This is a genomic window from Bradyrhizobium sp. A5 (assembly GCF_042076515.1).
Classification (GTDB): domain Bacteria; phylum Pseudomonadota; class Alphaproteobacteria; order Rhizobiales; family Xanthobacteraceae; genus Bradyrhizobium; species Bradyrhizobium cosmicum.
Map to the genome: position 1 here is coordinate 2,200,036 of NZ_CP148990.1, position 22,883 is coordinate 2,222,918.

Consider the following 22,883-nt stretch of genomic DNA (forward strand, 5'->3'; position numbering starts at 1 on the left):
TTCTCGCAGACCTCGCGAAGTCAACCGGGCCAGAGATATCCCCAACGCAAGAGCAATTGTTCGCTCAGCCAGCCGATCCAGATAGCGGGTGCCATAAAAAGTCCGAACGGCAGGAATGCCGTCGCCCGCAACGACCGCCTTTGCATTGCAGCATTTGCGATATAGGCGGCAATCGCTGAAAGCGCTGCCAGCTCGATCACCGCAGCTGCTGTCGGGAGTTCGAGCCAGGCACCGGCAACGGCGCCAAGCTTGACGTCCCAAGCCCCAATCCCTCTCGGCCTCGCCAATGGCGATAGAACAACAAGAGAAGCAACAACGGCAGAGCTACCGCAGAGGCCCGGAAGACCATCCAGAGCATGGATGATGCACTGGAATTGGGCATGGTTACTCCAACGCGCAACACAGCAAGTCCGAAAGCCGTGGCGGTCAGCTCGTTTGGGATGAGGTAGTGGCGGGCATCGTTGCAGGCGATGGCAAACATCAAAGTTGCGAGATATGCACCTAACAGCCCGTCCGCGCCCGGCGCGATCATGAGGCTCGCGAGAACGACCACGAATACTGCAAAAGCGAAAACCAAGCCGCTTTGGATTACCTCTGGTTTCCCTTGAGCGGGATCCTGATCTAAGTAGTGCATATCATATCTGGTAGCTTCTACGGAAATCCCGCCCTTCACGGAAGCGACGTGGAACCAGTGATCATGTCGGCTCCAATCTGCCGATCCTTCCGGCGGCCTCTCGGACTTTGTCCCATAAAGCTATGACAAGTTATCTTTCAGCCGCCAAAGAGCAGACAGTTTCTCGAAGATGATTCTATTCCAGGCTCGAGATCCGGCCGGCGTGCTTGCAATCGATCTCATTCCAAAGTCATAAGCGGAGCGGTGCCGGCCCCGCTTGAACTGGCTGGCATTCGCCCGCACAATGCAATTTGCCCGACTTCGCGAATTGCCAATCTGAACAAGAACATAGTCAAAAATTTGGGGGAAGACGCGCGTGAGACATGGAATGAAGGCCGCGATCACGCTGGCCGCCGCGCTCTATGGAGCGCCCGCTTTTGCCGGTTGGGAACCGACGAAGCCCGTCGAGATCGTGGTGGCGGCGGGCGCGGGTGGCGCCTCCGACCAGATGGCGCGGATGATGCAGGCCGCGATCCAGAAGAACAATTTGATGAAGCAACCGATCGTCGTCTCGCTCAAGGGCGGGGCGTCGGGCGCGGAAGCGCTGATGTACATGAAGTCCAGCGAGGGCGATCCGAACAAGGTGCTGATCGCCTATTCGCTGATCTACATGCTGCCGCTGTCGGCGAAGATTCCGTTCAACTGGCGTGAGTTGACCCCGGTCTCGGTGATCGCGCTCGACCAGTTCGTGCTGTGGGACAACAGCGCAGGTCCCAAGACGGTGAAGGAATTCGTCGCAGCCGCCAAGGCGGCGAGCGCGCCGTTCAAGATGGGCGGCACGGGCTCCAAGCGCGAGGATCACGTGCTGACCGTGTTCCTCGAGCAGAAGACCGGCGCGAAATTCTCCTATCTGCCCTACAAGTCCGGCGGCGAGGCCGCGACCCAGCTCGTCGGCAACCACACCGAATCCAACGTCAACAATCCATCCGAAAATCTCGAGGTCTGGCGCGCCGGCCAGGTGCGGCCGCTCTGCGTGTTCGACAAGGAGCGGATATCCTACACCAGCAAGGTGACGGACACGCAGTCCTGGGCCGACATCCCGACCTGTAAGGAGGAGGGCGTCGACGTCCAGTATCTGATGCTGCGCGCGATGTTCCTGCCCGGCAAGGTCTCGCCGGAGCAGCAGGCGTTCTATGTCGACCTGTTCCACAAGGTGACGCAGACCGCCGAGTACAAGGACTACATGGAAAAGCAGGCGTTGAAGCCGATCTTCCTCACCGGCAAGGACATGGTGCAATTCCTCGAAGAGGACGATGCCGTCAACAAGTCGCTGATGACGGAAGCCGGATTCGTCGCGAAGTGAGCGATCTCCCTTCTCCCTCTCCCCGTTCTTACGGGAGAGGGCAGGGGTGAGGGGACCCTTCCTCGAAGACAGTGGCAGACGGACTCGCGGAGAGTCTCCCTCACCCGGCGCTTCGCGCCGACCTCTCCCCGCAAGCGGGGCGAGGTGATATCACTTCCGGCTTTTGCAAGCAGCTCATGTCCCAAACCGATCTTGAAATCGTCGTCGACGATCCGACCGCGCCTGAAGAGGACTCGCCCTCCGTCGTCAGTTCAGGCACGATCGAAATATTCGTCTGCATCCTCTTGCTCGCGCTGGCTGCGACGCTCGGCTACGACAATTGGCGCACCGGCGCCTCCTGGGATTCGACCGGGCCCGAGCCCGGCTATTTCCCGTTCTATCTCTCCGTCATCCTCGGCGGCGGCAGCCTTTACGGCCTGGTGACGGCGCTCGTCGCGCGGCGTGCATCGTCCGAGAGCTTCGTCACACGCGCGCAGGCGCGCCGTGTGATGGCGGTGTTCGTGCCGACGCTGCTGTTCTGCCTGGTGACGCAGTTCCTTGGCCTCTATGTCGCAAGCTTCCTGCTGATTGCGAGCTTCATGCGCGCGATCGGCAAGATCGCGCTTTGGAAGTCGCTGCTCACCGCCTTCGTGTTCACGGCGATCATGTTCGTTACCTTCGACATCGCCTTCGACGTCATCATGCCGAAAGGGCCGCTCGAAGCGGCCTTCGGCCACTAGGCGGGCCCGCGATGGAAGCTTTCGGTCTCCTGCTTCACGGCTTCGCCGTCCTGCTGACGTGGAAAACGCTCGTGCTGATGATGGTCGGGCTGGTGCTCGGCGTCTTCGTCGGCGTGCTGCCGGGCCTCGGCGGCCCCAACGGCGTTGCTATCCTGCTGCCGCTCACCTTCACGATGGACCCGACCTCGGCGATCGTGATGCTGTCCTGCATCTACTGGGGCGCGCTGTTCGGCGGCGCTATCACCTCGATCCTGTTCAACATTCCCGGTGAGGCCTGGTCGGTCGCGACGACCTTCGACGGCTATCCGATGGCGCAGCAGGGCAGGGCGGCGGAGGCCCTGACCGCGGCGTTCACGTCCTCCTTCATCGGCTCACTGGTCGCGGTGCTCCTGATCACCTTCCTTGCGCCGATGATCTCGTCCTTTGCGCTGAAGTTCGGCCCGCCCGAGTTCTTTGCGGTGTATCTGTTGACCTTCTGCTCCTTCGTCGGTCTCGGGCGCGAGGCCAAGCACAAGACGGTCATCTCGATGTCGCTCGGGCTCCTGCTCGCGGGTATCGGCATGGACACGGTATCGGGCAATCTGCGCATGACCTTCGGCTCGTCCGAGCTGCTCCGTGGCATCAACTTCCTCGTCGCCGTCATCGGCCTGTTCGGCATCAGCGAGATCCTGCTGACGATGGAGGAACGTCTGGCGTTGCGGGGGCATGCGGCGAGTATCTCGCTCCGCGTCGTGCTGAGCGTCTGGAAGGACCTGCCGAAATACTGGGTGACGCTGCTACGCTCCTCCTTCATCGGCTGCTGGCTCGGCATCACTCCGGGTGGCGCGATCGCGGCGTCCTTCATGGGCTACAATCTCGCCAAGCGCTTTTCGAAGGATCCCGAGAGCTTTGGCAAGGGCCGCATCGAGGGCGTGTTCGCACCGGAGACAGCCGCGCATGCCTCCGGCACTGCGGCGCTGCTGCCGATGCTGGCGCTCGGCATTCCCGGCTCCGGCACGGCTGCGATCCTGCTCGGCGGCCTGATGGTGTGGGGGCTCAATCCGGGCCCGCTGCTGTTCGTCGAGCACAAGGATTTCGTCTGGGGCCTGATCGCCTCAATGTATCTAGGCAACGTCGTCGGCCTCGTGCTGGTGCTGACGACGGTGCCGATCTTCGCCTCGATCCTGCGCGTGCCGTTCGCAGCGGTGGCGCCGATGATCGTGGTGTCCTGCGCGATCGGCGCCTATGCGATCCAGAACGCGATGTTCGACATCTGGCTGATGCTCGGCTTCGGTGTCGTCGGCTACGTCTTCAAGAAGATCGGTATTCCGCTTGCGCCGTTCACGCTGGCGCTCGTGCTCGGCAACCGAGCCGAGGATGCATTCCGTCTCTCGATGATCGGCTCCGGCGGGAACCTGAAGGTGTTCTGGTCGAACGGCCTTGTCGGCTCCATTACAACCTTGGCGATTGTGCTGCTGTTCTGGCCGGTGATCGATGGCTTGCTTGCCCGTGTCGGATTGACGCAAGGGACCAAAGCGACATCGCGCTAACCCCGAAAAATTATTGCATTCAATCACATAAGGGAGTGATGTCGCCGTAGTCTGGAGCGCCACACGCCCCGACGTTCGCACCGGCTGGCCTCGGGAGCGCCACCACGCTGACGATCGATCAGCATCTTGTTGCGATCGTGCCACATCCACGGCGTGATCTTTACTGGTTGGACCGCGAAGCAGTCTGCATCGAGCGGCTTTTGAGGCTATGGCGCCAGTCCGCGGAATTCATCCAGATCATCCAACCGCGCTGAAATAGCTGCGATTTTACGTTCGCCCGGATGGCCCGCGCGTTTCTTCCGCGCGCGATCGGCTGCCTGCGTCCTCCAAACGGCTGACCTTCGAACGCAGGACGCGGAGCGGTGCGCGCTTTCCTAGTGTCGCCGCACGGAATCGCCCGCGCCTTGCGCGAGCAGGTGCAACGCCGCTTATCGAGGGAAATCTGATGACACGAACTTTGCTGGTTGCGGCTGCGATCGGAATGCTGTTCGCACCGCGTGCCTTCGCCGCCGATATGGCGGTGCCGCGCATCTATACCAAGGCGCCGCCGGTGGCCGTCGATCCTGGATACAATTGGAGCGGCTTCTATGCGGGTCTCAACATCGGCTATGGCTGGGGCCGCTCGGGGACGACGGCGGACTTCATCGACAGCGGAGGCGGCGCGCTGCTGAGCTCGAGCGCCGGCACGTTCGATCTCAACGGGGTCACCGGCGGCGGACAGATCGGTTTCAACTGGCAGCGCGACATGTTCGTCGTCGGCTTGGAGGCTGATTTCCAGGGCAGCGGCCAGAAGGGCAGTATCGACGCGCTGTGCGCCGGCGCGCCGGCCGGTTTGCAGGACGGCGTCTGTACGCCGGGCCATCGCGGCGACAACACGTTCGATCCCGCGCTGCCGGTCGCATTCAATCTCACCCAGAAGCTCGACTGGTTCGGCACCGTCCGTGGCCGGCTCGGCGTCGCCGTGACGCCGCGCGTGCTGTTCTACGGGACCGGCGGTCTGGCTTACGGCCGTGTCTCCACTTCGGGCAGCGGGAATGCGATCAATGTCGGCGGTACCCCGGGTGCCGACGGCGGAACGTTCACGCCTGTTGCGGCAAGCTTCAGCAGCAGCACGACCAAGGTCGGCTGGAGCGCAGGCGTCGGCATCGAAGGTGCGTTCGCAGACAATTGGAGCGCCAGGCTCGAATATCTCTACGTCGATCTCGGAACCGTCTCGGGCTCGCTGACCACCCCCGTGATCGCGCTCAGCGGTGCGCCGCTGGTCGTCGGCTATCGCTCGCACATCACCGACAACATTTTGCGCTTCGGCGTGAACTACCGCTTCAGCGGCACCTGAGCGCCCTGCGCTAAGTCCCGAGTGAAAAAGCCCGGCGCAAGCGCCGGGCTTTTTCGCTGACGAGGCCAAGTGAGGTGCTCACACCACCTTGGCCTCCCTGAGCTTGGCGATCTCGTCCGCGCCGAAACCGAACTCCTTCAGCACTTCGTCGGTCTGCTCGCCGAATTCCGGCGGCCGCGCCACCATTTTGCTCGGCGTGCGCGACAGCGTCACGGGCTGGCCGACCAGGCGTATGTGGCGATTCTCGTCGTTTGGCACGTCCTGCGCAATGCCGAGATGCCTGACCTGCGCATCGTCGAACATCTGGTCGATGGCATAGATCGGCCCACAGGGCACGCCCGCGTCGTTCAATTCCTTGACCCAGGTCTCGGTCGACCTCGTGAGCGTGCGCTTCTCGATCTCGGCATTGAGCGCGTCGCGATTTTTGGAGCGGGCCGGTGCCGTCGCATAATCGGGATGGCTGTAGAGCTCCGGCGCGCCGATCGCCTGTGCGCAGCGCTCCCAGATCCGTCCGCCTGTCGTGGCAATGTTGATGTAGCCGTCCGAGGTCTTGAACACGCCGGTCGGGATGCTGGTCGGGTGGTTGTTGCCGGCCTGTTTGGCCACTTCCTTCTCCATCAGCCAGCGGGCTGCCTGGAAGTCGAGCATGAAGATTTGCGCCTGCAGCAGCGAGGTCTGCACCCACTGGCCCTTGCCCGAAACCTCGCGTTCGAGCAGCGCAGTGAGGATGCCCATGGCGCAGAACAGGCCGGCGGTGAGATCGGCGACGGGAATCCCGACCCGCATCGGCCCTTCGCCCGGCGCGCCGGTGATCGACATCAGCCCGCCCATGCCCTGCGCGATCTGATCGAAGCCCGGCCGCTTGTGATAGGGGCCGTCCTGGCCGAAGCCGGAGATACTGCCATAGACGATGCGCGGATTGATTTCGCGCAGGCTCTCATAGTCGATCCCGAGCTTCTTCTTCACATCGGGCCGGAAATTCTCGACCACGACGTCGGCCTTGGCGGCGAGGCGCTTGAACACGGCGAGGCCGCGCGCGTCCTTCAGGTTCAGCGTCATCGCCCGCTTGTTGCGGTGCAAATTCTGGAAATCGGAGCCGTGCCGCGGCCCGCCCGGTTGCTCACCGCCGGAATCCTCGGTCAGCGCGTCGATCTTGATGACGGTGGCGCCCCAGTCCGCCAGCTGCCGCACGCAGGTGGGCCCGGACCGGACACGGGTCAGATCGAGCACAGTGAAGCGCGACAGGGCTTCCGAGGCATGCGGAAAGGGCATAGTGAAAAGCTCCGGGACGGATTGAGGGGTCACCATAGTGCCGAAACATCAGGCGGCAAGTCTGGGCCGACGCGGATGCCGTCTGTCGAAATGCAATGCCTGACGGGGGTCTTGGCATGACGGGGTCTTGGCCTGACGGGTCTGGCCTGACGCGGTTTGCAGCGCTGCGTGAAGGGGATCAGCGCGACAGGCGCTTCAGTTCGGCCCGCGCCTGCTCAGCCAGCGGGTCATCGCCGTGGCGCGCAAGGAAGAGTTCGAACGCCTCCCGCGTTCCCTTCTGACGGACGGCTTCGTACTCCTCCGCCACCGCGGCGGAAGGATCGCGGGCCATTGGCATGGAGGGCGCGCGTCCCGCCTTGCCGCTGTCGTCCGCATTCGCTTTCCCGGCCATCACAAGCTGTTCTCCGATGGGCAGACGATCCAGCCCGGCGGGCACCGCGAGGACGCCGATCAGACCGGCTGAAATTGGGCCTAGTTTCATGATCTCCTTCATAGATCATACCCGCAGGCGGAACCTGCATTCTTAGCCCTTGGCCCGCAGCATTACAGGATTTGATGGTCGAGAGTCCATTGGCCACCTCGGTCGCCCTTGGTGCCGGCAACATACGGATGCCCAATACTCACTGGGCCTGCTCTACGACCGCGGCCAGGGCGTGCCACAGGACATCGTCGAGGCTTCCAAATGGCTCAACCTGTCGACGGCCGCCGGCGAGGCCGCGCCGTCGATAGCCGATGGCGTCGCGCGGCTGGCCGCTGCGCGATCTGTTTGATAACATTACTTATGATACATTTCTTTAATCTGAATGTTAATTACGATCGCTAGAGACCCGCCTACCGTCGCAGCTGCGACCGAGTAGGAATAGGCAATCTTCCATGAGCAATGACGACATCGACCGCGCTGGAACCCATCGTTCCGGCAGCAGCAATTCCATGCGCCAAATGATCGATCGCCGCGCGGTCCTTCAGGGCGCGGCCAGCCTTTCCGTGCTGGCGCTCGGCGCGGGTGCGGCGAAGGCGCAGACCAGCACTCCGTCATTGACCAGCTTCTCGATCGCGGTGCTGCCCGACACGCAGTTCTATTCGCGTTACGCGACGACCGACGAAAGCCAGCAATTTCAGAAGGCCTATGGTTCAACGCCGTACGACGCGCAGACCCAGTGGATCGCCGACAACGCCGCGAAATATGGCATCCGCTTCGTCATCCATCTGGGTGACGTGGTCGACCAGCAGAGCAAGCCGAACCAGTGGATTGTAGCCGACGCTGCGATGAGGAAGCTGGAAGATGCCAAGGTCCCCTATTCGATCCTCGCCGGCAACCACGACGTCGTCACCGACAACGATTACCATACCCCCTGGGATCAGAATTCCGGCACCGACGCCCAGCGCAGCCTCAACGCCGAGCCCTATTTGAAGTGGTTCCCGAGCAGCCGCGCGGCGCAGCAGTCCACGTTCCGCGAGCGCGACAGCAGCGGCTTTCACGAATGCCATATCTTCCAGGCGAGCGGCGTGAAGTTCATGGTGCTTTCGCTGTCCTGGCGCATTTCGGACGGCGCCATTGCCTGGGCGCGCGACGTGATCGATCGCAACCCGACGCTGCCGGTCATTCTTTCCAACCACCAGCTGCTCAACATCGACAGCGACGGCCTGTCGCCGCTGGAGACCGACTACGGCAAGATGCTGTGGGAGATGCTGATCCGCGACAAGGATCAGATCTTCATGACGCTGAACGGCCATTACCATGGCGCCTCGTATCTTTCGAAGACCAATAATTTCGGCAATCCAGTCCACCAGATGGTGGTCGACTACCAGATGGACTATCAGGGCGGCAACGCCATGATGCGGCTTTACGAAGTCGACTTCACCAATAACAAGATCGACGTGATGTCGTTCTCGCCCTGGGTGGTGCAGAAGCCGAAGAACACCCTCAACCAGTTCGATCACGCCGAACTGACGGGCCCGAACAACAGCTTCTCGATTCCAATCAACTTCAAGAGCCGCTTCGCCCGGTTCACGCGCTTTAGTCCGAGCAAGGTGCTGACCGGACCTGCGATCCTGCCGTCCGTGCGCGCCAACCTGCTCGCCGGTTACGTCGATCCGCCGACGCCGGAAGTCGCGCTGCCCGCGGATACCGAGGACTATCCGCATGTCGCCGATACCGTGGCGCACTGGCGGGTGCCCTCGACGGTCGTCGACGGCCAGGCCGTCCCGATCGGCGGGATCCTGCCTGACGTTGCCGGCGGCAACAATCTGATGCGTGCGGCGCTCGTCGCATCCGCACAGCTTGGCGACGTCGTGTGGTCCTCGGACAAGCACCGTCTGTCCTCCGCCGCGGGCAGTGTGTCGTTTCTCAACACCGACAACACCGTCGGTCGCCTCAACGCCTTCCTGACGGCGTCAGCCGCCTCGCTCAACGGCCGCAGCTTCTGGAACGGCTACACGGTCGAGGCCTTCTTGAAGATCCCGGCCGGCTGGACCGCGAGCCTGCATAAATGGGGCAATATCCTCGGTCGCGTGGGCAACCGCGGCAACGTTCCCGGCGGCTATCAGGGCGGAGATCCGGAGGCGTCGAGTGTCCTGTTCGCCATCTCGAACCTGCGCGAAGTGCAGTGGGAAGTGGTGCCGGCTTCCGTCTCGCACTACGCACAGACCAACTGGTCCGGCGAGATCATCCGCGATAGCTGGTATCATGTCGCGATCATCAACGATCCGGCGACCCTCACCACCACTTTGTACATCGACGGCGCGCCGGTGTTGCGCAACGTGGGAAATGCCGCGATCGGGTTGCGCTCGCAGAGCACGCCTCAGCCCTGGATACTCGGGGCCGGCTGGTGGAATGGCGTCCTGGCCGACGGCTTCTTCGGTGCGGTCGGAGAGATCCGCATGGTTTATCGTCCGATCGGCCCCGACCAATGGCTGACCGCGCGCCGAACCTGATCTGACCGCGTCCTGGCGGCGCGATCACCGACACAGACGATGTGGAGTTCGTTTCGGCGAGCTCCACATTTTTTTGGCGCTTGTCCGGCGCGATCGCAGGGCCGCGCGATGCTTGCACGCACACTGTTGCAATCCGCACCCACGACCACGGCATTCACATAATAAATAACATATCATCAAATTTATGATATATTGCGATGCAATACGGACGCTCTCGCAACTTTTTGCCGTAGACGGGCGCACGACATCCGCTGCCGGCACAGTTTGAATGAAAGCGATCCAGACCTATGGCTGCTCCCGTTGTAAAAGTCGGCTCCGAATTCTCCGTGACCACCAACAAGACCGGCAGCCAGGAGGCGCCGACCGTCACCGGGCTCGCCAATGGCGGCTTCGTGGTGACTTGGGATGATGCCAGCGGAACGCTGGGCGATGCCAACGGCACCAGCATCAAGGCGCAGGTCTTTGCCGCCGACGGCAGCAAGGTCGGCTCGGAATTCCGGGTCAACACCCAGACCGCCGATGGCCAACTCGCACCCGTGATCACGGGCCTTTCCAATGGCGGCTTCGTCGTCACCTGGTTCGACAATAGCCAGACGCTCGGCGACAGCGAGGGTACCAGTATCAAGGCGCAGGTGTTTTCGGCCGACGGCACGCCGGTGGGTTCGGAAACCCTCGTCAACAGCGCGACGTCCTATTCGCAGTTCGCGCCGACCGTCGCGGGTCTGGGCAATGGCGGCTTCGTCGTCAGCTGGACCGACGACAGCGGTGAGGGCGGCGACGACGACGGCACCGGCATCAAGGCGCAGGTGTTCGCGGCCGACGGCAGCAAGGTCGGCGCAGAATTCCTCGTCAATACGGAGACCGGCGGCAGCCAGGACAACGCCACCATCACCGGGCTGGCCAATGGTGGGTTTGTCGTGACCTGGGAAGATCTCAGCGGAACGCTCGGCGACAGCGATGCGACCAGCGTCAAGGCGCAGATGTTTGCCGCCGACGGCAGCAAGGTCGGAAGCGAATTCCTGGTCAACACCGCGACCGCCTCCGACCAGCTCAAGCCGACCGTCTCGGCGCTGCCCAATGGCGGCTTCGTCGTGACCTGGTACGATTTCAGCCAGGCCGGCGGCGACAGCAGCGGCAGCGGCATCAAGGCGCAGATCTATGCGGCCGATGGCAGCAAGGTCGGCAGCGAATTCCTCGTCAACACCACGACGGCCAACTCCCAGTCCACGCCGACGGTGACCACGCTGAGCAACGGTGATTTCGCGATCGCCTGGCAGGACTGGAGCGGCGCGGGCGGCGATGCCAGCGGCAGCAGCATCAAGCTGCAGGTGTTCACCGCGGATGGTCGGAAGGTCGGGACTGAATTGCTGGTCAACACCAGCACGTCGTCCGATCAGTCGCATCCCTCGATCATAGGTTATGCCGACGGTCGCTTCGTCGTCACATGGCAGGATGCCAACGGAACCGACGTCAGGTCGCAGGTATTCTCGGTCGATACCGTCAAGCCGGTGCCGGTGTTGTCGGCCGTGGACGCGACAAGCCCGTGGGTTGCCGGGCTCTCCGGTTCGGTCGATGCCGACGCCGCCGGCCAGACCCTCACGTTGCGCGACGGCACGTCGCAGAACGCCGGCTGGAGCACGATGGTTACGGTCGGCAGCAACGGCGTCTGGAACGCCGAACTGTCCTGGGACCAGTTCAACACCGCGGTCGATCTCGTCGTCACCGACGCCGCCGGCAACACCGGTGTCTCGAACTACGTGTACGGCACCGCCAGCGGCCGGAATTTCGGCGCCGGCAGCCATCAATACATCTACGGCACGGCGAGCGATTACGTCATCGGAGGCGGTGCGGAGCAGCACGTCTATGCTGGCGGAACGGTTATCGACACGACCCTGAACGCCGGCGGCGTGCAGATCGACTGGGGCAACGCCATCGGCACGACCATCAACGGCGGTGCTCAATATGTCTGGGGCACGGCCAGCAACACCACGATCGTTTCTGGTGCGCAGTACGTCGGGGCCGGCGGCAGCGCCAGCGGCACCACCATCGGTGCGGGCGGTCTCGAATATATCCGCACCGGCGCCACGTTGACCGACGTCACCTTTGGCGGGGCCTCGGCCAAGCTGGTGCTCGACCAGTCGTCGGCCTTCAGCGGGACGATCGCCGGCTGGCAGGATGGCGTCGAGCTCGACCTTGGCGACATCGCGTTCAGCGAGACCACCTCGCTTGCCTATTCGGCCAATGCCGGGAACACCGGTGGCACGCTCACGATCACCGACGGCGTTCATACAGCCTCGCTGCAACTGCTTGGCCAGTACAGCGCCGCGGACTTTGCATTGGCCGCGGACGGTCATGGTGGTTCGGTCATTACCAATCCGGTGGATCAGCCCCAGGCCCAGCTGTCGATCTCGCACGCGGCGTAAGCTGAGGGCAAAGCCAAGGCGGATCCGCTCGGTCATACGAAAGCAGATCAAAGGGGCGTGCCTCATTGGCACGCCCCATTAGATTCTCGTAATGTCTACTGCAGGGGGGTGGTGATCCTGTCAGCTTCGATCAACGTTCCCTGGGGGCGGCCAATCTTGCGCGCAAAGTTGGCCAGAGATGGTGACCGAACCCGCTCCTCGACTGTCTGGAGTGGGGGAACCGACGCCGCAAGTCCGGCTTGCCGCTTGCGGTCGCCGGGCCTTGCAGTCGATGCTGGTGGTCCGGGGCATTTATATGATTTTACTTGCAAATTTGGCCTGGCCGGAGAAGTTTCATCAATGCACCCTCCGTGCGAACATGGAGTTCCATGCTTAGCTCCTGGTCACGCAGGTGGTTGGGCGCGGCTTCCAAAATTAAACCAAACGTATCACTCTCAAGCTAAAATCCTGGACCCGCGTCCCCGAATCGCGTGCGAGCCGCTGCTCCGGAGAGTCCCTTGGCCATTTCAGTTTCCGTCAGCAAGACCAACAACGCCGAGATCGACGGCCTGCTGTCGGGCGTCAAATGGTCCGGCACGATCAGCTACAGCTTCCCCGATTCGCCCAGCGACTACATCAATCCCTACAGCGGCGGCAGCAGCGAGCCGACCACTTCGGGCTTCGCCTCGGCGCCGAGCCAGATGCAGTCGGCGATCAACTATGCGATCGGACTGATCCTCGGCTACACCAACGCCAGCTTCCAGTACAACGGGACCGGCAGCGCGGACGTCATGATCGCGCAGTCGCCGTCGGCCAATCCCACCTCCTACGCCTATTACCCCGGCGACTATGCGGCTGGCGGCGATGTTTGGTTCGGAACGCAGTACAATTACTCGCTGGCCAAGCTCGGCAACTACTATTTCACGACCGCGCTGCACGAGCTCGGCCACGCTCTCGGACTCAAGCACAGCCAGGAGACGGGCGGTCCCGCCAATGTCGCGGTGCCGAGCGCACACGACGACAGTGAATACACCGTCATGAGCTATCGCAGCTATGTCGGCGCTTCGACCTCGACCGGCTACACCAACGAGGCCTACGGATATCCGCAGACCTACATGGCCAACGATATCCTTGCGCTGCAAACGCTGTACGGGGCGAACTTCACGACCCAAAGCGGCACCACCGTCTACACCTGGAGCCCGACGACGGGGCAGGAGTTCATCAACGGCGTGGGGCAGCTCGCGCCGGGCGGCGGCGCCGGCGGCTCCGCCAACCGCATCTACGAGACGGTCTGGGACGGCGGCGGCGTCGATACCTACGACCTGTCGAACTACACGACGAATCTGAGCATCAATCTCAATCCCGGTGCGGTATCGTTGTTCTCCTCCGTTCAGCTGGCCAATCTCGGCAACGGCCATTATGCGTCGGGCAACGTCTACAACGCCTATCTCTACAACGGCGACGTGCGCTCCTACATCGACAATGCCACCGGCGGCAGCGGCAACGACACGATCCTCGGCAACGCCATTGCCAACTTGCTGAACGGCGGTGGCGGCAACGATACGATCACCGGGGGCGGCGGCAACGACACCATCGTGGGCGGATCTGGCACCGACATCGCGGTGTATTCGGGCAATAAGGCAGGCTACGCCGTTTCCTACAATTCTGCGACGCAGACCTTCACCATAGTCGACCAGCGCACGGGCTCACCTGATGGCGCCGACACGGTGTCAGGTGTTGAGAGCTTCCAATTCGCAGACGGCGTCGTCTCGAGCAATTTCCTCGCAAATCCGCCTGTATCAATCGAGGCGATCGGCACTACAAGCCTGCTTCAGAGTGGCAGCAACTTCTACATGTCCCCGGTTGGTGGCGGCTCGGTCGTGGAGCTGAAATACACAGGCTCGCCTGTCGTGGCCGGACAGTTCGGGGTCTGGACCCCGGTTGGCGCAGAGCAGACCGCGAACGGATTTGACATTGCGTGGGAAGCGCCTGGCACGAGTCAGTTCATCATCTGGCACACTGACGCCAGCGGGAACTATCAGAGTAGCCCCGGCGTGGTGTCAGGCAGCAGCGCGACGCTTGAGCAGGCAGAGAGCAGTTTTCATCAGGATCTAAACGGAGATGGGACGATTGGCATACCGGTGTCGACCATCGAATCGGTGGGCAGCACGAGCCTGATCCAGTCGGGCGACGACTTTTACATGAATCCCGTCGGCGCCGGCTCAGGTGTGGAGCTGAAATACACAGGCTCGGCTGTCCTGGTCGGACAGTTTGGGGTCTGGACCCCGGTTGGCGCAGAGCAGACCGCGAATGGATATCAGGTTGCGTGGAAAGCGCCTGGTACGAGTCAGTTCATCATTTGGCACACCGACAGCAGCGGCAACTATCAGAACGATACTGGAGTGCTGTCAGGCACCAGTAGCACGCTGGAGCAGGCGGAGAGCAGCTTTCATCAGGATCTCAACGGGGATGGGACAATCGGTTTCGTTGCAGCGACTGCCGCGGCAATCGAATTGTTCGGCAGCACGAGCCTGCTGCAGGGCGGCGCGAATTTTTACATGAACCCCGTTGGTGGCAGTTCTGGCGTGGAGCTGACCTACCTCGGTTCGCCGGTCATGGCGGGGCAGTTCGGCGTTTGGACGCCGGTCGGTGCTGAGCAGACGGCGAATGAATACGTGATTGCCTGGGCTGGCGGATCAAATCAATTCATCATCTGGAGCACCGACAGCAACGGCAACTATCGTGGCGACACTGGTGTGCTCTCGGGCACCAGCTCGACGCTGGAACAAGCGGAGAGCAGCCTTCATCAGGACCTCAACGGGGACGGAACGATCGGCATGCCGGTATCGACCATCGAATCGGCGGGCAGCACGAGCCTGCTCCAGGGCGGCGCGAATTTTTACATGAACCCCGTTGGCGGCGGTTCTGGCGTGGAGCTGACCTACCTCGGTTCGCCGGTTGTGGCGGGGCAGTTCGGCGTTTGGACGCCGGTCGGTGCCGAGCAGACGGCGAATGGATACGTGATTGCCTGGGCTGGCGGGTCAAATCAATTCATCGTCTGGAACACCGATAGCAGCGGCAACTATCGTAGCGACACTGGTGTGCTCTCGGGCACCAGCTCGACGCTGGAACAAGCGGAGAGCAGCCTTCATCAGGACCTCAACGGGGACGGGACGATCGGCGTTCCTGCCTCGGCGCCGCTGGCTCGGGTTTCGGCTGCAAGCAATTTCGCTTTCGCGGCGGGGGACGCCAGCACTGCAAGCTTCCAGTTCGAACAGCCGGACGCGATGCCTGGTCCAAATCCATCGGCGGCCAATACATTGTCGCCCGCTGAGCAGCCGCACGATGCGATCGTAGCCTTGACATTGGCCCAGTATTTGGTCGGTCTGCATCTCGACCATCCGCTGCTCGCCTGACGAGAGGCGCCGGGCGATTTGCCGCGCGGGCCAGGTCCCAGCGTGCAGCGCCGAAGCGGTCCTTGCAGTAGGCATTGTCGAATATCATGGATAAGCGGCGGCGATGTAAAAGCCGCCAATGAAAATGAATGCCTCGACTGCGGTCAGCCCACCGATCGTCTGATACACTCGGTAGAATGGCAGTGGTAGGCGACAACGAGAGCTGCCAGTAAGAAGCGTAGCCATCCCACCCCGCTGCGGCCCGCCCGGCTGCTCGCCCCCCGGCGTCCTCGGTCAGCGCGTCGATCTTGACGACATTGGCGCCCCAGTCCGCGAGCTGCCGCACGCAGGTGGGGCTAGGTCGTGGACTCATAAGCTCGGAGCCAAAGTCTCGTTGATGCCAGCAGAACAGCGGCGAGGAAGTTTCTAGCGAGTTTGTCGAAGCGCGTAGCGACGCGGCGGAAGTGTTTGAGTTTGCAGAAGAAGCGCTCGATCATATTGCGCTGGCGATAGAGGCCCGGATCGACGGAGCGCTGAACTTTACGGTCCCGCTGGGTCGGGATGTGCGCCTCGCTGCCGCGCTGGCGAACCAGTTCGACGATGGCCTGAGCGTCGTAGCCGCGATCGGCAATGAGCGCGCGGGCCGGCGGCAGTCCCTCAAGCAGGGCTGCCACGGCGGCCTTGTCAGATGCCTGTCCGGCGGAGAGCACGATCCGCAATGGAAGGCCATTCTCATCCACGACGGCGTTGATCTTGGTGCTCAGTCCTCCACGAGAACGGCCAATGGCGTGATCCGGGCCCCCTTTTTACCGCCGGCTGCATGCTGGTGAGCGCGAATGATCGAAGAGTCTATGAGGTGCAGGGATCCGGGTGATTGCGCCGCAAGTGTCTCGAAAATCCGCAGCCAGACGCCAGCCTTCGACCAGCGGTTATAGCGATTATAGGCGGTCGTATAAGGCCCGTAGCGACTGGGCAGATCGCGCCAGGGCGAGCCCGTCCTCAAAACATAAAAGATCGCATTGATGATGCGTCGGTCGTCCACCCGTGCCACGCCCCGCGGTTTGTTGGGCAGCAGCGGTGCGATCAAACGCCACTCGGTCTCCGAAACATCGTACCGGGCCATGATCAAGGTCCTCCCCCGACCTCGAATCACGACAAACCCAAACGCTCAATGGTTATGGGTACAGAACCTAGACCGGACACGGGGCAGATCGAGCTCGGTGAAGCGCCACAGGGCTTCCGAGGCATGCGGGAAGGGCATCCTGATAGGCTCCGGGGCAGATTGCGAGCCTACCATAGGGCCGGAAGATCATGCGGCAAGTCTGGGCTGGCGCGCAATGAAGAGCTCGAACGCCTTCCGCGTTCCCTTGCGGCGGGCGGCTTGACTACTTTTTCGCTTGCCCTCCAACTCGAATTGCTGTCTTCAACAGCAATCTGAGCGAGAGAACCGGCATATGCGCGTAATCATACTGGCGGGAGGGAGAGGAACGAGGCTCCTGGAAGAGACGGGTGTCCGTCCAAAACCTATGGTCGAGATCGGCGGCAGGCCGATCCTTTGGCATATCATGAAGATCTATAGCCATTGGGGTTTCAACGACTTCGTCGTTTGCCTCGGTTACAAGGGCTATATGATCAAGGAGTATTTTTCGAACTACTTTCTGCATATGTCCGATGTTACGTTCGACATAGCGCGGAACGAGATGCTCGTTCATCGAAAGAGCGCAGAGCCCTGGCGCGTAACTCTTGTCGACACCGGTGAAAACACGCAGACCGGCGGACGCATCAAGCGGGCCTCCGAGTATTTGGGGGACGACGAGGTTTTTGCTCTGACCTATGGCGATGGAGTCTCGAACGTTGATATCAAGGCATCTTTGGCCTTCCACACCGGACACCGGTCCCTCGCCACTGTCACGGCCGTGCGCCCTGCACGCCGGTTTGGTGCAATAAGCGTCGAGGGTGACCGCGTCACTGCGTTCGAGGAGAAACCGGCCAACGACGGAAACCTGATCAATGGCGGGTTCTTCATTCTCAATCGCGGCGTCCTCGATCTGATCGACGGAGATGAAACCATTTGGGAGCGCGGACCGATGGAAACTCTTTCCCGTCGCGGCGAGTTGCGTGCTTATATTCATGATGGTTTCTGGCATCCGATGGATACCATCCGGGACAAGGCCTTCCTAGAGGAGTGCTGGGAATCCGGAAAGCCAGCCTGGAAGCTATGGTGATTGACCGATCTTTCTGGAAGCACCGCCGGGTTCTCTTGACCGGTCACACCGGCTTCAAGGGATCTTGGCTGTCATTGCTTCTGCGTGACCTGGGCGCTGACGTCACCGGCATTGCATTGGCACCGGACTCCCACAGCCTTTTCGAATTGGCCGGGGTCGCGCGCAATATCCGCGACCTGCGCGTGGACATTCGGGATCGAGGAGCTCTTGCAAAGAGCGTTGCAGAGACCCGGCCCGAAATCGTCTTTCACCTGGCCGCCCAGGCCCTGGTGCGAAGCTCTTATCGCGATCCCATCGAGACCTTTGAAACGAACGTCATGGGCACCGCAAACCTGCTCGACGCGCTGAGGTCATCGGCCGATTTGAAGGCCACGGTGATCGTCACCAGCGACAAGGTTTACCGCAGTGAGGAGTGGACCTGGGCCTACCGGGAGACTGACACGCTCGGCGGCCGCGACCCTTACTCGGCGAGCAAGGCCGCCGCGGAAATCATCACCGCGAGCATGTCTTCCAGCTTCCTCTCGGCGCATGCGCCGGTGGTAACAGCGCGGGCTGGAAACGTGATCGGCGGCGGCGATTTTGCGGTCGACCGGCTGATCCCGGATATTTTCCGTGCGCTCCAGGAGAACAGGCCCTTGCTGCTGCGCAGCCGGATGGCCATTCGTCCTTGGCAGCACGTTATCGATCCGCTGCTAGGCTACCTGGTTCTCGCCGAGGCGGTCGCAAGCGGCCGTTCGCTGCCTGACGCTTTCAACTTCGGTCCTTCAACCGACGATGTCATGTCAGTGGGCGAAGTGGTCGATCAGTTTCTAACCGCGTTCGGGCGCCGCATCGATGTCGAGGTGGACAAAGGTGAAAACTTGCACGAAACAATGTCGTTGCGGGTCGACGCGTCTAGGGCAAGGACCTTGCTTGGCTGGCGCCCTTTACTTACCGTGAGCGAGGCCATTGCATCTGCCGCCAAATGGTATCGCTCAGCGGCCGAGGGTGAGGATTTGGCAGCGTTGACGCGCAGCGAAGTGCAAAAACTCCTCGAGCGGGTGGGCGGCCGATAGTCCTATGGGGAACACGAACGAAGCTCGGCAGCGCTGTGCGGCGATCCGCAGGAGAATTGCGGAAATGTCGCTTTCCGCCAAATCGGCCCATTTCGGCTCGTCGCTCTCCTGCGTCGAACTCCTCGACGCGGTTTTGGCGGCAAGCGATATCCGCCCCGATTCCGTGGAGAGAAACGGCCGCGACCGGATCGTCGTTTCGAAGGGACACGCCGCGATGGCGGTCTATGCAACGTATGAGGCGTGGGGGCTGGTTCCTGCGGATGCTATCGAGAACTACCTGAAGGACGGGTCCGGTCTGTGGGGGCATGTGACGCGAACCCCGTTGTGCCCCGCCATCGATGCGTCGACCGGGTCACTCGGCCACGGACTAGGGCAGGCGGCGGGGAGAGCGCTCGGCGCCAGGTTGCGGGGTTGGAAACATCGCACCTTTTGCCTCTTGTCCGATGGCGAATGCGACGAGGGATCGACCTGGGAGGCGATCCTGTTTTCCGCGCATTACAGGCTGGACAACCTGATCGCGCTGGTCGACTTCAACAAGATTCAGAGCATTGGCAGCGTCTCCGAAGTCATGGAGCTCGAGCCCTTTGCGGAAAAGTGGAGGTCCTTCGGCTGGCACGTGACTGAACTGGATGGCCATGATCATGCAGGTCTGTTGAACGCGCTGGAGATGCGACCGCCAAAGCCTCACGTCATCATCGCGCACACCGTAAAAGGGAAAGGCGTGCCTCACATCGAAGGCACCGTCAGTTCGCACTACATTCCTGCAACTGCGGCTGATCTCGCGTTGCTCAAGGCCGCGGAGGCTTCATGCGCAAGTCTATGATGCTCGCGATCACGGATCACGCTGAGTGCGATCCGGGCGTCGTCTTCCTTACCGGCGATCTCGGGTTTTCCGTGGTCGAGCCGGTGGCGGAATTGCTCGGCCCCCGCTTCATCAATGCAGGCGTAGCCGAGCAGAACATGATCTCGGTCGCGGCCGGGCTGGCCGCATCCGGCTTGAAACCCTATTGCTACTCGATAGCACCCTTCGTCACTGCGCGATGCTACGAGCAGATTCGCAATGACATCGGATACGAAGGTCGCCAGGTCATTCTCGTCGGCGCCGGTGCAGGCCTATCCTACGGCTCACTCGGTCCGTCACACCACAGCCTGGACGACGCAAGCCTGCTTTCGGGCATTCCCGGCATGGCCGTTTTGTCGCCGGCCAACGGAACCGAGCTTGCTGCGACACACGCCGCGCTTATTCGCAGCGGACAGGCTGGATACATTCGTGTCGCGCGTGAGGATGGCCCGGATTTTGCGACGCCGTCCTTCTCTGGGCTTAGCGAGTGTGCCCACAGGCTTGGTGAGGGAAAGGACGTCACGCTTGTCGCCAGCGGGCCGGCCGTTATGGCAGCACTTGATGCTGCGCGGCAGCTGGCCGAGCGCGGCGTAAGGGCAGGGGTCGTAAGCGTCCCTGTGCTGTCGCCGTTTCCGATCGAGACCCTCGATCGCATCCTTGGACCCGGCCCGATCGTCGCAGTGTTCGAGGGCTACACCGGCAATCCGCTCGAACTCGGACTTCGGCGGCTCTTGATGGGGAGGCAATCTTCCGTGCAGCCCTTCGACGAAATTTCGGTGCCGCTTCGTTTTCCCAAATTGGTTGGCTCAACCGAAGCGCTTCGGCGGGATTTCCGTATCGACGCTCCTGCCATCGTCGAGCGTGTCCTCCTCCTTCTTGCCGCAAAATGAAGGCGCGTATTTCAATCCTTGGCGCGACCGGCCATATCGGCCGTGCGTTGGCCGACGTCTATGCCGCGAGAGAAGGATATCAGCTCGCGCTGTTCTCGCGCCGGCCGAACGAAACAGCGGCGGCATATGACGGACTGTTGCATGTCAGCCATCACGACATCAGCAATCTCGATCTGGGAGATGCCGATGTTGTCGTCAACGCCGTCGGCATTGGTGATCCCGCTCAGGTTCCGATCAGGGGACATGAGATCTACCAGTTGACCATGGAGTACGAGGACCGCATCGAAAGCGCACTCAGAGGCAATTCCGGCTGCCTCACGGTGTTCATTTCCTCGGGCGCCGCCTACGGAAAGCTCGATGAGCCGGCCCGCGCAGGCGCGCCGATGGTTCACCCCGTCAACTCGATACGTTCGGGAGAGTGGTACGGTTTGTCAAAACTCGCCGCGGAGCTTCGGCATCGCAGCCAAGTTTCGCGCCGCGTGGTTGACGTTCGCGTGTTCGGCTTCCTCAGCCCTCACCTCGATCTGAAGACAAAATACTTCATGTCGTCGGTCTATCAGGCGCTGCTGAGCGGCACACGGTTTGTGACCGATTCCAGTGATATGCATCGCGACTACATCGGCGTAGACGAGCTTGCCTCGATCATTGATGGCGCGGCACGGCAGGAAATCGTCAACAGCGCGGTCGATACCTATACGATCCGTCCGGCGGGTAAATTTGACATTCTGGAGCGCCTCGGCCAACTCGGCCTCGACTGGCGGGTGTCCGAGCACGCCGCTGTGGCGCAGCAACGCGTGTGGTATTCGTCCGAATGGCGCACGGCCGAGCAATTCGGCTATAGCCCCAAAAGGTCGAGCCTCGACGTGGTCGAGGCCGTCGCCCGCGAGCTCATGGCGAAGAGATAAAAGGGTAGCGCGCCGGCGCGCCAGTGTTTCTGACGGATGGAGAGTTAACGATGCCGGGCGTGCCGATGCAAAGCCGCTTTCCATATCTGTGGCTGGCTGCGCAAAAAATGATCGGCGGGACGCGGGACAAATCCGCGCTGGTCCTCCGTCACTATTCGAACCAGCGCCGTATCATCGAGATTGGCTGCTCGCTCGGAAATCTGTCGGATGCCTATCGCGAACTCGATGGGATTTCATATACCGGCATCGACATCGACAATTCGGCCATCGCAATCGCCAGGCAGCGCTTCGCCTCGCAAAAGAACTTTCAATTCGAGGCAGTTCCGGTCGAGGAGATGGCTAGGCGAGGCAAGCCATATGATTACGTCGTAATCGCGGGAATACTTCACCATGTCGATGACCGGACCGCGATCGGGATCATCGAAAGTAGCTGGAAAATCACGGCGCAAGGGGGCGTGTTGATCGCCAGCGAACCGGAGGCCCTGCGACCGGCCGACAATGCAATATTTCGTCTGTTCTATCGTCTCGAAGAAGGCCGGTTTCTGAGAAGCCGGCGGCAGCTGGCCGGCTTGTTCGAGGCCGCGGGCGTACCGGTCACGAGCCTGGAAGATCACCTTGTCTCGCCCGGCGTCGTGACGTGGCCGGCCGTTGCAAGATTCAATCTCGTGCGGGCGGACCGGGCCGCTACTTAGCGGCTCGGGCCGTAAGAAAATGAGATTGCCCTAGAATCTTTGCGGCTGCACCGCCCTCGACCAGGCGCTCAAGCGAGAGCAGGGGCTTGGTGAGCGGTGTCGGTAGGCCCGGCAGCAACAAGTCGGTGGTCTGCACCGTTACCTGCTCCCATCCGGCTGACCGTACGGCATCGCCGAGCTCGCCCGCATAGAACGCCATTTCCTCGGGTTCAAGTTTGCCCCACCGCCGGCCAATCGCAGTTCCGAACAGGAAGCGGCAAGCGGGATGGGCGAGGTTCGGCTCGATAAAGGCAAGACCTCCGCCAGGTGTCGTCAATGCGCGCAGGCGAGCCAGCACCGCGAGGAGATTGGGGCGGAGATGGTGGAGAATTCCGTTACCGATCACGAGATCAAAGGACCCGAGCGCGTCGAAATCCGGCGACCAGATATCGAGCACCCGATAGGACAGATTCGGCACCGTGAAGCGCCGCGCGGCCTCGGTCACAAAGGCTCGGGAGAGGTCGATCCCGAGCACTTCTGCGCCCGTTGCGATCGCAACCGAATGAGCCGCGTCGCCAAGGCCGCAACCAATTTCGAGAATGCGGGTCGCCGACAGATCACGGGCGCGCGCCGAAAACCATTCGTAGCGGCGACGTGCGCGCTCAGGTGTCGTCCCCACTGGCCGGAACACCTGGTTGAAGCCGCGCTCGTCCTGTACTCCGAAAGACATGAC

At 61.9% G+C, this 22,883-nt stretch carries 20 protein-coding genes; 14 read left to right on the forward strand and 6 right to left on the reverse strand.

All coding sequences use genetic code 11. The annotated features are described in order from the left end of the window. Positions 1 to 20: 20 nt before the first annotated feature. Together WHZ77_RS10385 and WHZ77_RS10390 are read right to left on the reverse strand one after the other, a co-directional pair. Complete coding sequence (locus tag WHZ77_RS10385) at positions 21 to 200, reverse strand: hypothetical protein (protein WP_375313585.1); 180 nt, start codon at positions 198 to 200, stop codon at positions 21 to 23. Then, positions 197 to 634, reverse strand: a complete 438-nt coding sequence (locus WHZ77_RS10390) for a prepilin peptidase (protein ID WP_375313586.1) — start codon at positions 632 to 634, stop codon at positions 197 to 199. Before WHZ77_RS10390 ends, WHZ77_RS10385 begins: the two co-directional genes overlap by 4 nt. A gap of 367 nt (positions 635 to 1,001) precedes the next feature. On the opposite strand from WHZ77_RS10390, the gene WHZ77_RS10395 reads away from it, so the two are divergent. The 4 genes from WHZ77_RS10395 to WHZ77_RS10410 all read left to right on the forward strand — a co-directional run bounded on the left by WHZ77_RS10395 (position 1,002) and on the right by WHZ77_RS10410 (position 5,560). Beyond that, positions 1,002 to 1,976: a Bug family tripartite tricarboxylate transporter substrate binding protein gene (locus WHZ77_RS10395; RefSeq protein ID WP_375313587.1), complete on the forward strand. Its 975-nt coding sequence runs from the start codon at positions 1,002 to 1,004 to the stop codon at positions 1,974 to 1,976. A gap of 176 nt (positions 1,977 to 2,152) precedes the next feature. Further along, a complete protein-coding gene (locus WHZ77_RS10400; RefSeq protein ID WP_375313588.1) occupies positions 2,153 to 2,695 on the forward strand; it encodes a tripartite tricarboxylate transporter TctB family protein in 543 nt (180 codons plus the stop codon). Between the two features lie 11 nt (positions 2,696 to 2,706). Next, on the forward strand, positions 2,707 to 4,224 hold the full coding sequence (locus WHZ77_RS10405) for a tripartite tricarboxylate transporter permease (protein WP_375313589.1): 1,518 nt from the start codon (positions 2,707 to 2,709) through the stop codon (positions 4,222 to 4,224). Between the two features lie 445 nt (positions 4,225 to 4,669). Next, positions 4,670 to 5,560, forward strand: coding sequence for an outer membrane protein (locus WHZ77_RS10410; RefSeq protein ID WP_375313590.1), 891 nt, complete (start codon positions 4,670 to 4,672; stop codon positions 5,558 to 5,560). A 78-nt stretch (positions 5,561 to 5,638) separates the two neighbouring features. On the opposite strand, the gene WHZ77_RS10415 is transcribed toward WHZ77_RS10410, so the two are convergent. Then, positions 5,639 to 6,832 carry a CaiB/BaiF CoA transferase family protein gene (locus WHZ77_RS10415; RefSeq protein ID WP_375313591.1) on the reverse strand — a complete coding sequence of 398 codons (1,194 nt, stop codon included), beginning with the start codon at positions 6,830 to 6,832 and terminating at the stop codon, positions 5,639 to 5,641. A gap of 178 nt (positions 6,833 to 7,010) precedes the next feature. After that, positions 7,011 to 7,313, reverse strand: a complete 303-nt coding sequence (locus tag WHZ77_RS10420) for a hypothetical protein (RefSeq protein WP_375314699.1) — start codon at positions 7,311 to 7,313, stop codon at positions 7,011 to 7,013. Between the two features lie 49 nt (positions 7,314 to 7,362). Between WHZ77_RS10420 and WHZ77_RS10425 the strand changes: the two genes are divergently transcribed. The 4 genes from WHZ77_RS10425 (at position 7,363) to WHZ77_RS10440 (ending at position 15,584) form a co-directional block, all read left to right on the forward strand. After that, complete coding sequence (locus WHZ77_RS10425) at positions 7,363 to 7,602, forward strand: hypothetical protein (RefSeq protein WP_375313592.1); 240 nt, start codon at positions 7,363 to 7,365, stop codon at positions 7,600 to 7,602. Positions 7,603 to 7,705: 103 nt separating this feature from the next. Continuing rightward, complete coding sequence (locus tag WHZ77_RS10430) at positions 7,706 to 9,766, forward strand: LamG-like jellyroll fold domain-containing protein (protein WP_375313593.1); 2,061 nt, start codon at positions 7,706 to 7,708, stop codon at positions 9,764 to 9,766. A 287-nt stretch (positions 9,767 to 10,053) separates the two neighbouring features. Then, positions 10,054 to 12,189, forward strand: coding sequence for a hypothetical protein (locus tag WHZ77_RS10435; protein WP_375313594.1), 2,136 nt, complete (start codon positions 10,054 to 10,056; stop codon positions 12,187 to 12,189). Positions 12,190 to 12,686: 497 nt separating this feature from the next. Then, a complete protein-coding gene (locus WHZ77_RS10440) occupies positions 12,687 to 15,584 on the forward strand; it encodes a M10 family metallopeptidase C-terminal domain-containing protein (RefSeq protein ID WP_375313595.1) in 2,898 nt (965 codons plus the stop codon). Positions 15,585 to 15,919: 335 nt separating this feature from the next. On the opposite strand, the gene WHZ77_RS10445 is transcribed toward WHZ77_RS10440, so the two are convergent. After that, positions 15,920 to 16,686, reverse strand: a protein-coding gene (locus WHZ77_RS10445; protein WP_339026611.1) for an IS5 family transposase whose coding sequence is annotated in 2 segments (ribosomal slippage) — positions 15,920 to 16,362 and positions 16,362 to 16,686 — 768 coding nt in all. Because the reading frame shifts where the segments join, the coding sequence is not laid out codon by codon here. A gap of 331 nt (positions 16,687 to 17,017) precedes the next feature. On the opposite strand from WHZ77_RS10445, the gene rfbF reads away from it, so the two are divergent. The 6 genes from rfbF to WHZ77_RS10475 all read left to right on the forward strand — a co-directional run bounded on the left by rfbF (position 17,018) and on the right by WHZ77_RS10475 (position 22,171). Next, the gene (gene rfbF, locus WHZ77_RS10450) at positions 17,018 to 17,788 is read left to right on the forward strand and encodes a glucose-1-phosphate cytidylyltransferase (RefSeq protein WP_375313596.1); all 771 of its coding nucleotides are present in this window, start codon (positions 17,018 to 17,020) and stop codon (positions 17,786 to 17,788) included. Next, positions 17,782 to 18,843 (forward strand): CDP-glucose 4,6-dehydratase, encoded by a 1,062-nt coding sequence (rfbG, locus tag WHZ77_RS10455; protein ID WP_375313597.1) that lies wholly within the window; start codon positions 17,782 to 17,784, stop codon positions 18,841 to 18,843. The genes rfbF and rfbG overlap by 7 nt, the downstream gene beginning before the upstream one ends. 64 nt (positions 18,844 to 18,907) lie before the next feature. Continuing rightward, a complete protein-coding gene (locus WHZ77_RS10460; protein ID WP_375313598.1) occupies positions 18,908 to 19,666 on the forward strand; it encodes a transketolase in 759 nt (252 codons plus the stop codon). After that, a complete protein-coding gene (locus WHZ77_RS10465) occupies positions 19,651 to 20,574 on the forward strand; it encodes a transketolase family protein (protein ID WP_375313599.1) in 924 nt (307 codons plus the stop codon). Before WHZ77_RS10460 ends, WHZ77_RS10465 begins: the two co-directional genes overlap by 16 nt. Beyond that, the gene (locus WHZ77_RS10470) at positions 20,571 to 21,479 is read left to right on the forward strand and encodes an NAD-dependent epimerase/dehydratase family protein (protein ID WP_375313600.1); all 909 of its coding nucleotides are present in this window, start codon (positions 20,571 to 20,573) and stop codon (positions 21,477 to 21,479) included. Before WHZ77_RS10465 ends, WHZ77_RS10470 begins: the two co-directional genes overlap by 4 nt. Before the next feature lie 50 nt (positions 21,480 to 21,529). Beyond that, positions 21,530 to 22,171, forward strand: coding sequence for a class I SAM-dependent methyltransferase (locus WHZ77_RS10475; RefSeq protein WP_375313601.1), 642 nt, complete (start codon positions 21,530 to 21,532; stop codon positions 22,169 to 22,171). On the opposite strand, the gene WHZ77_RS10480 is transcribed toward WHZ77_RS10475, so the two are convergent. Further along, positions 22,164 to 22,880, reverse strand: coding sequence for a class I SAM-dependent methyltransferase (locus WHZ77_RS10480; RefSeq protein ID WP_375313602.1), 717 nt, complete (start codon positions 22,878 to 22,880; stop codon positions 22,164 to 22,166). The two genes, WHZ77_RS10475 and WHZ77_RS10480, sit on opposite strands and share 8 nt — an antisense overlap. Between the last annotated feature and the right edge of the window lie 3 nt (positions 22,881 to 22,883).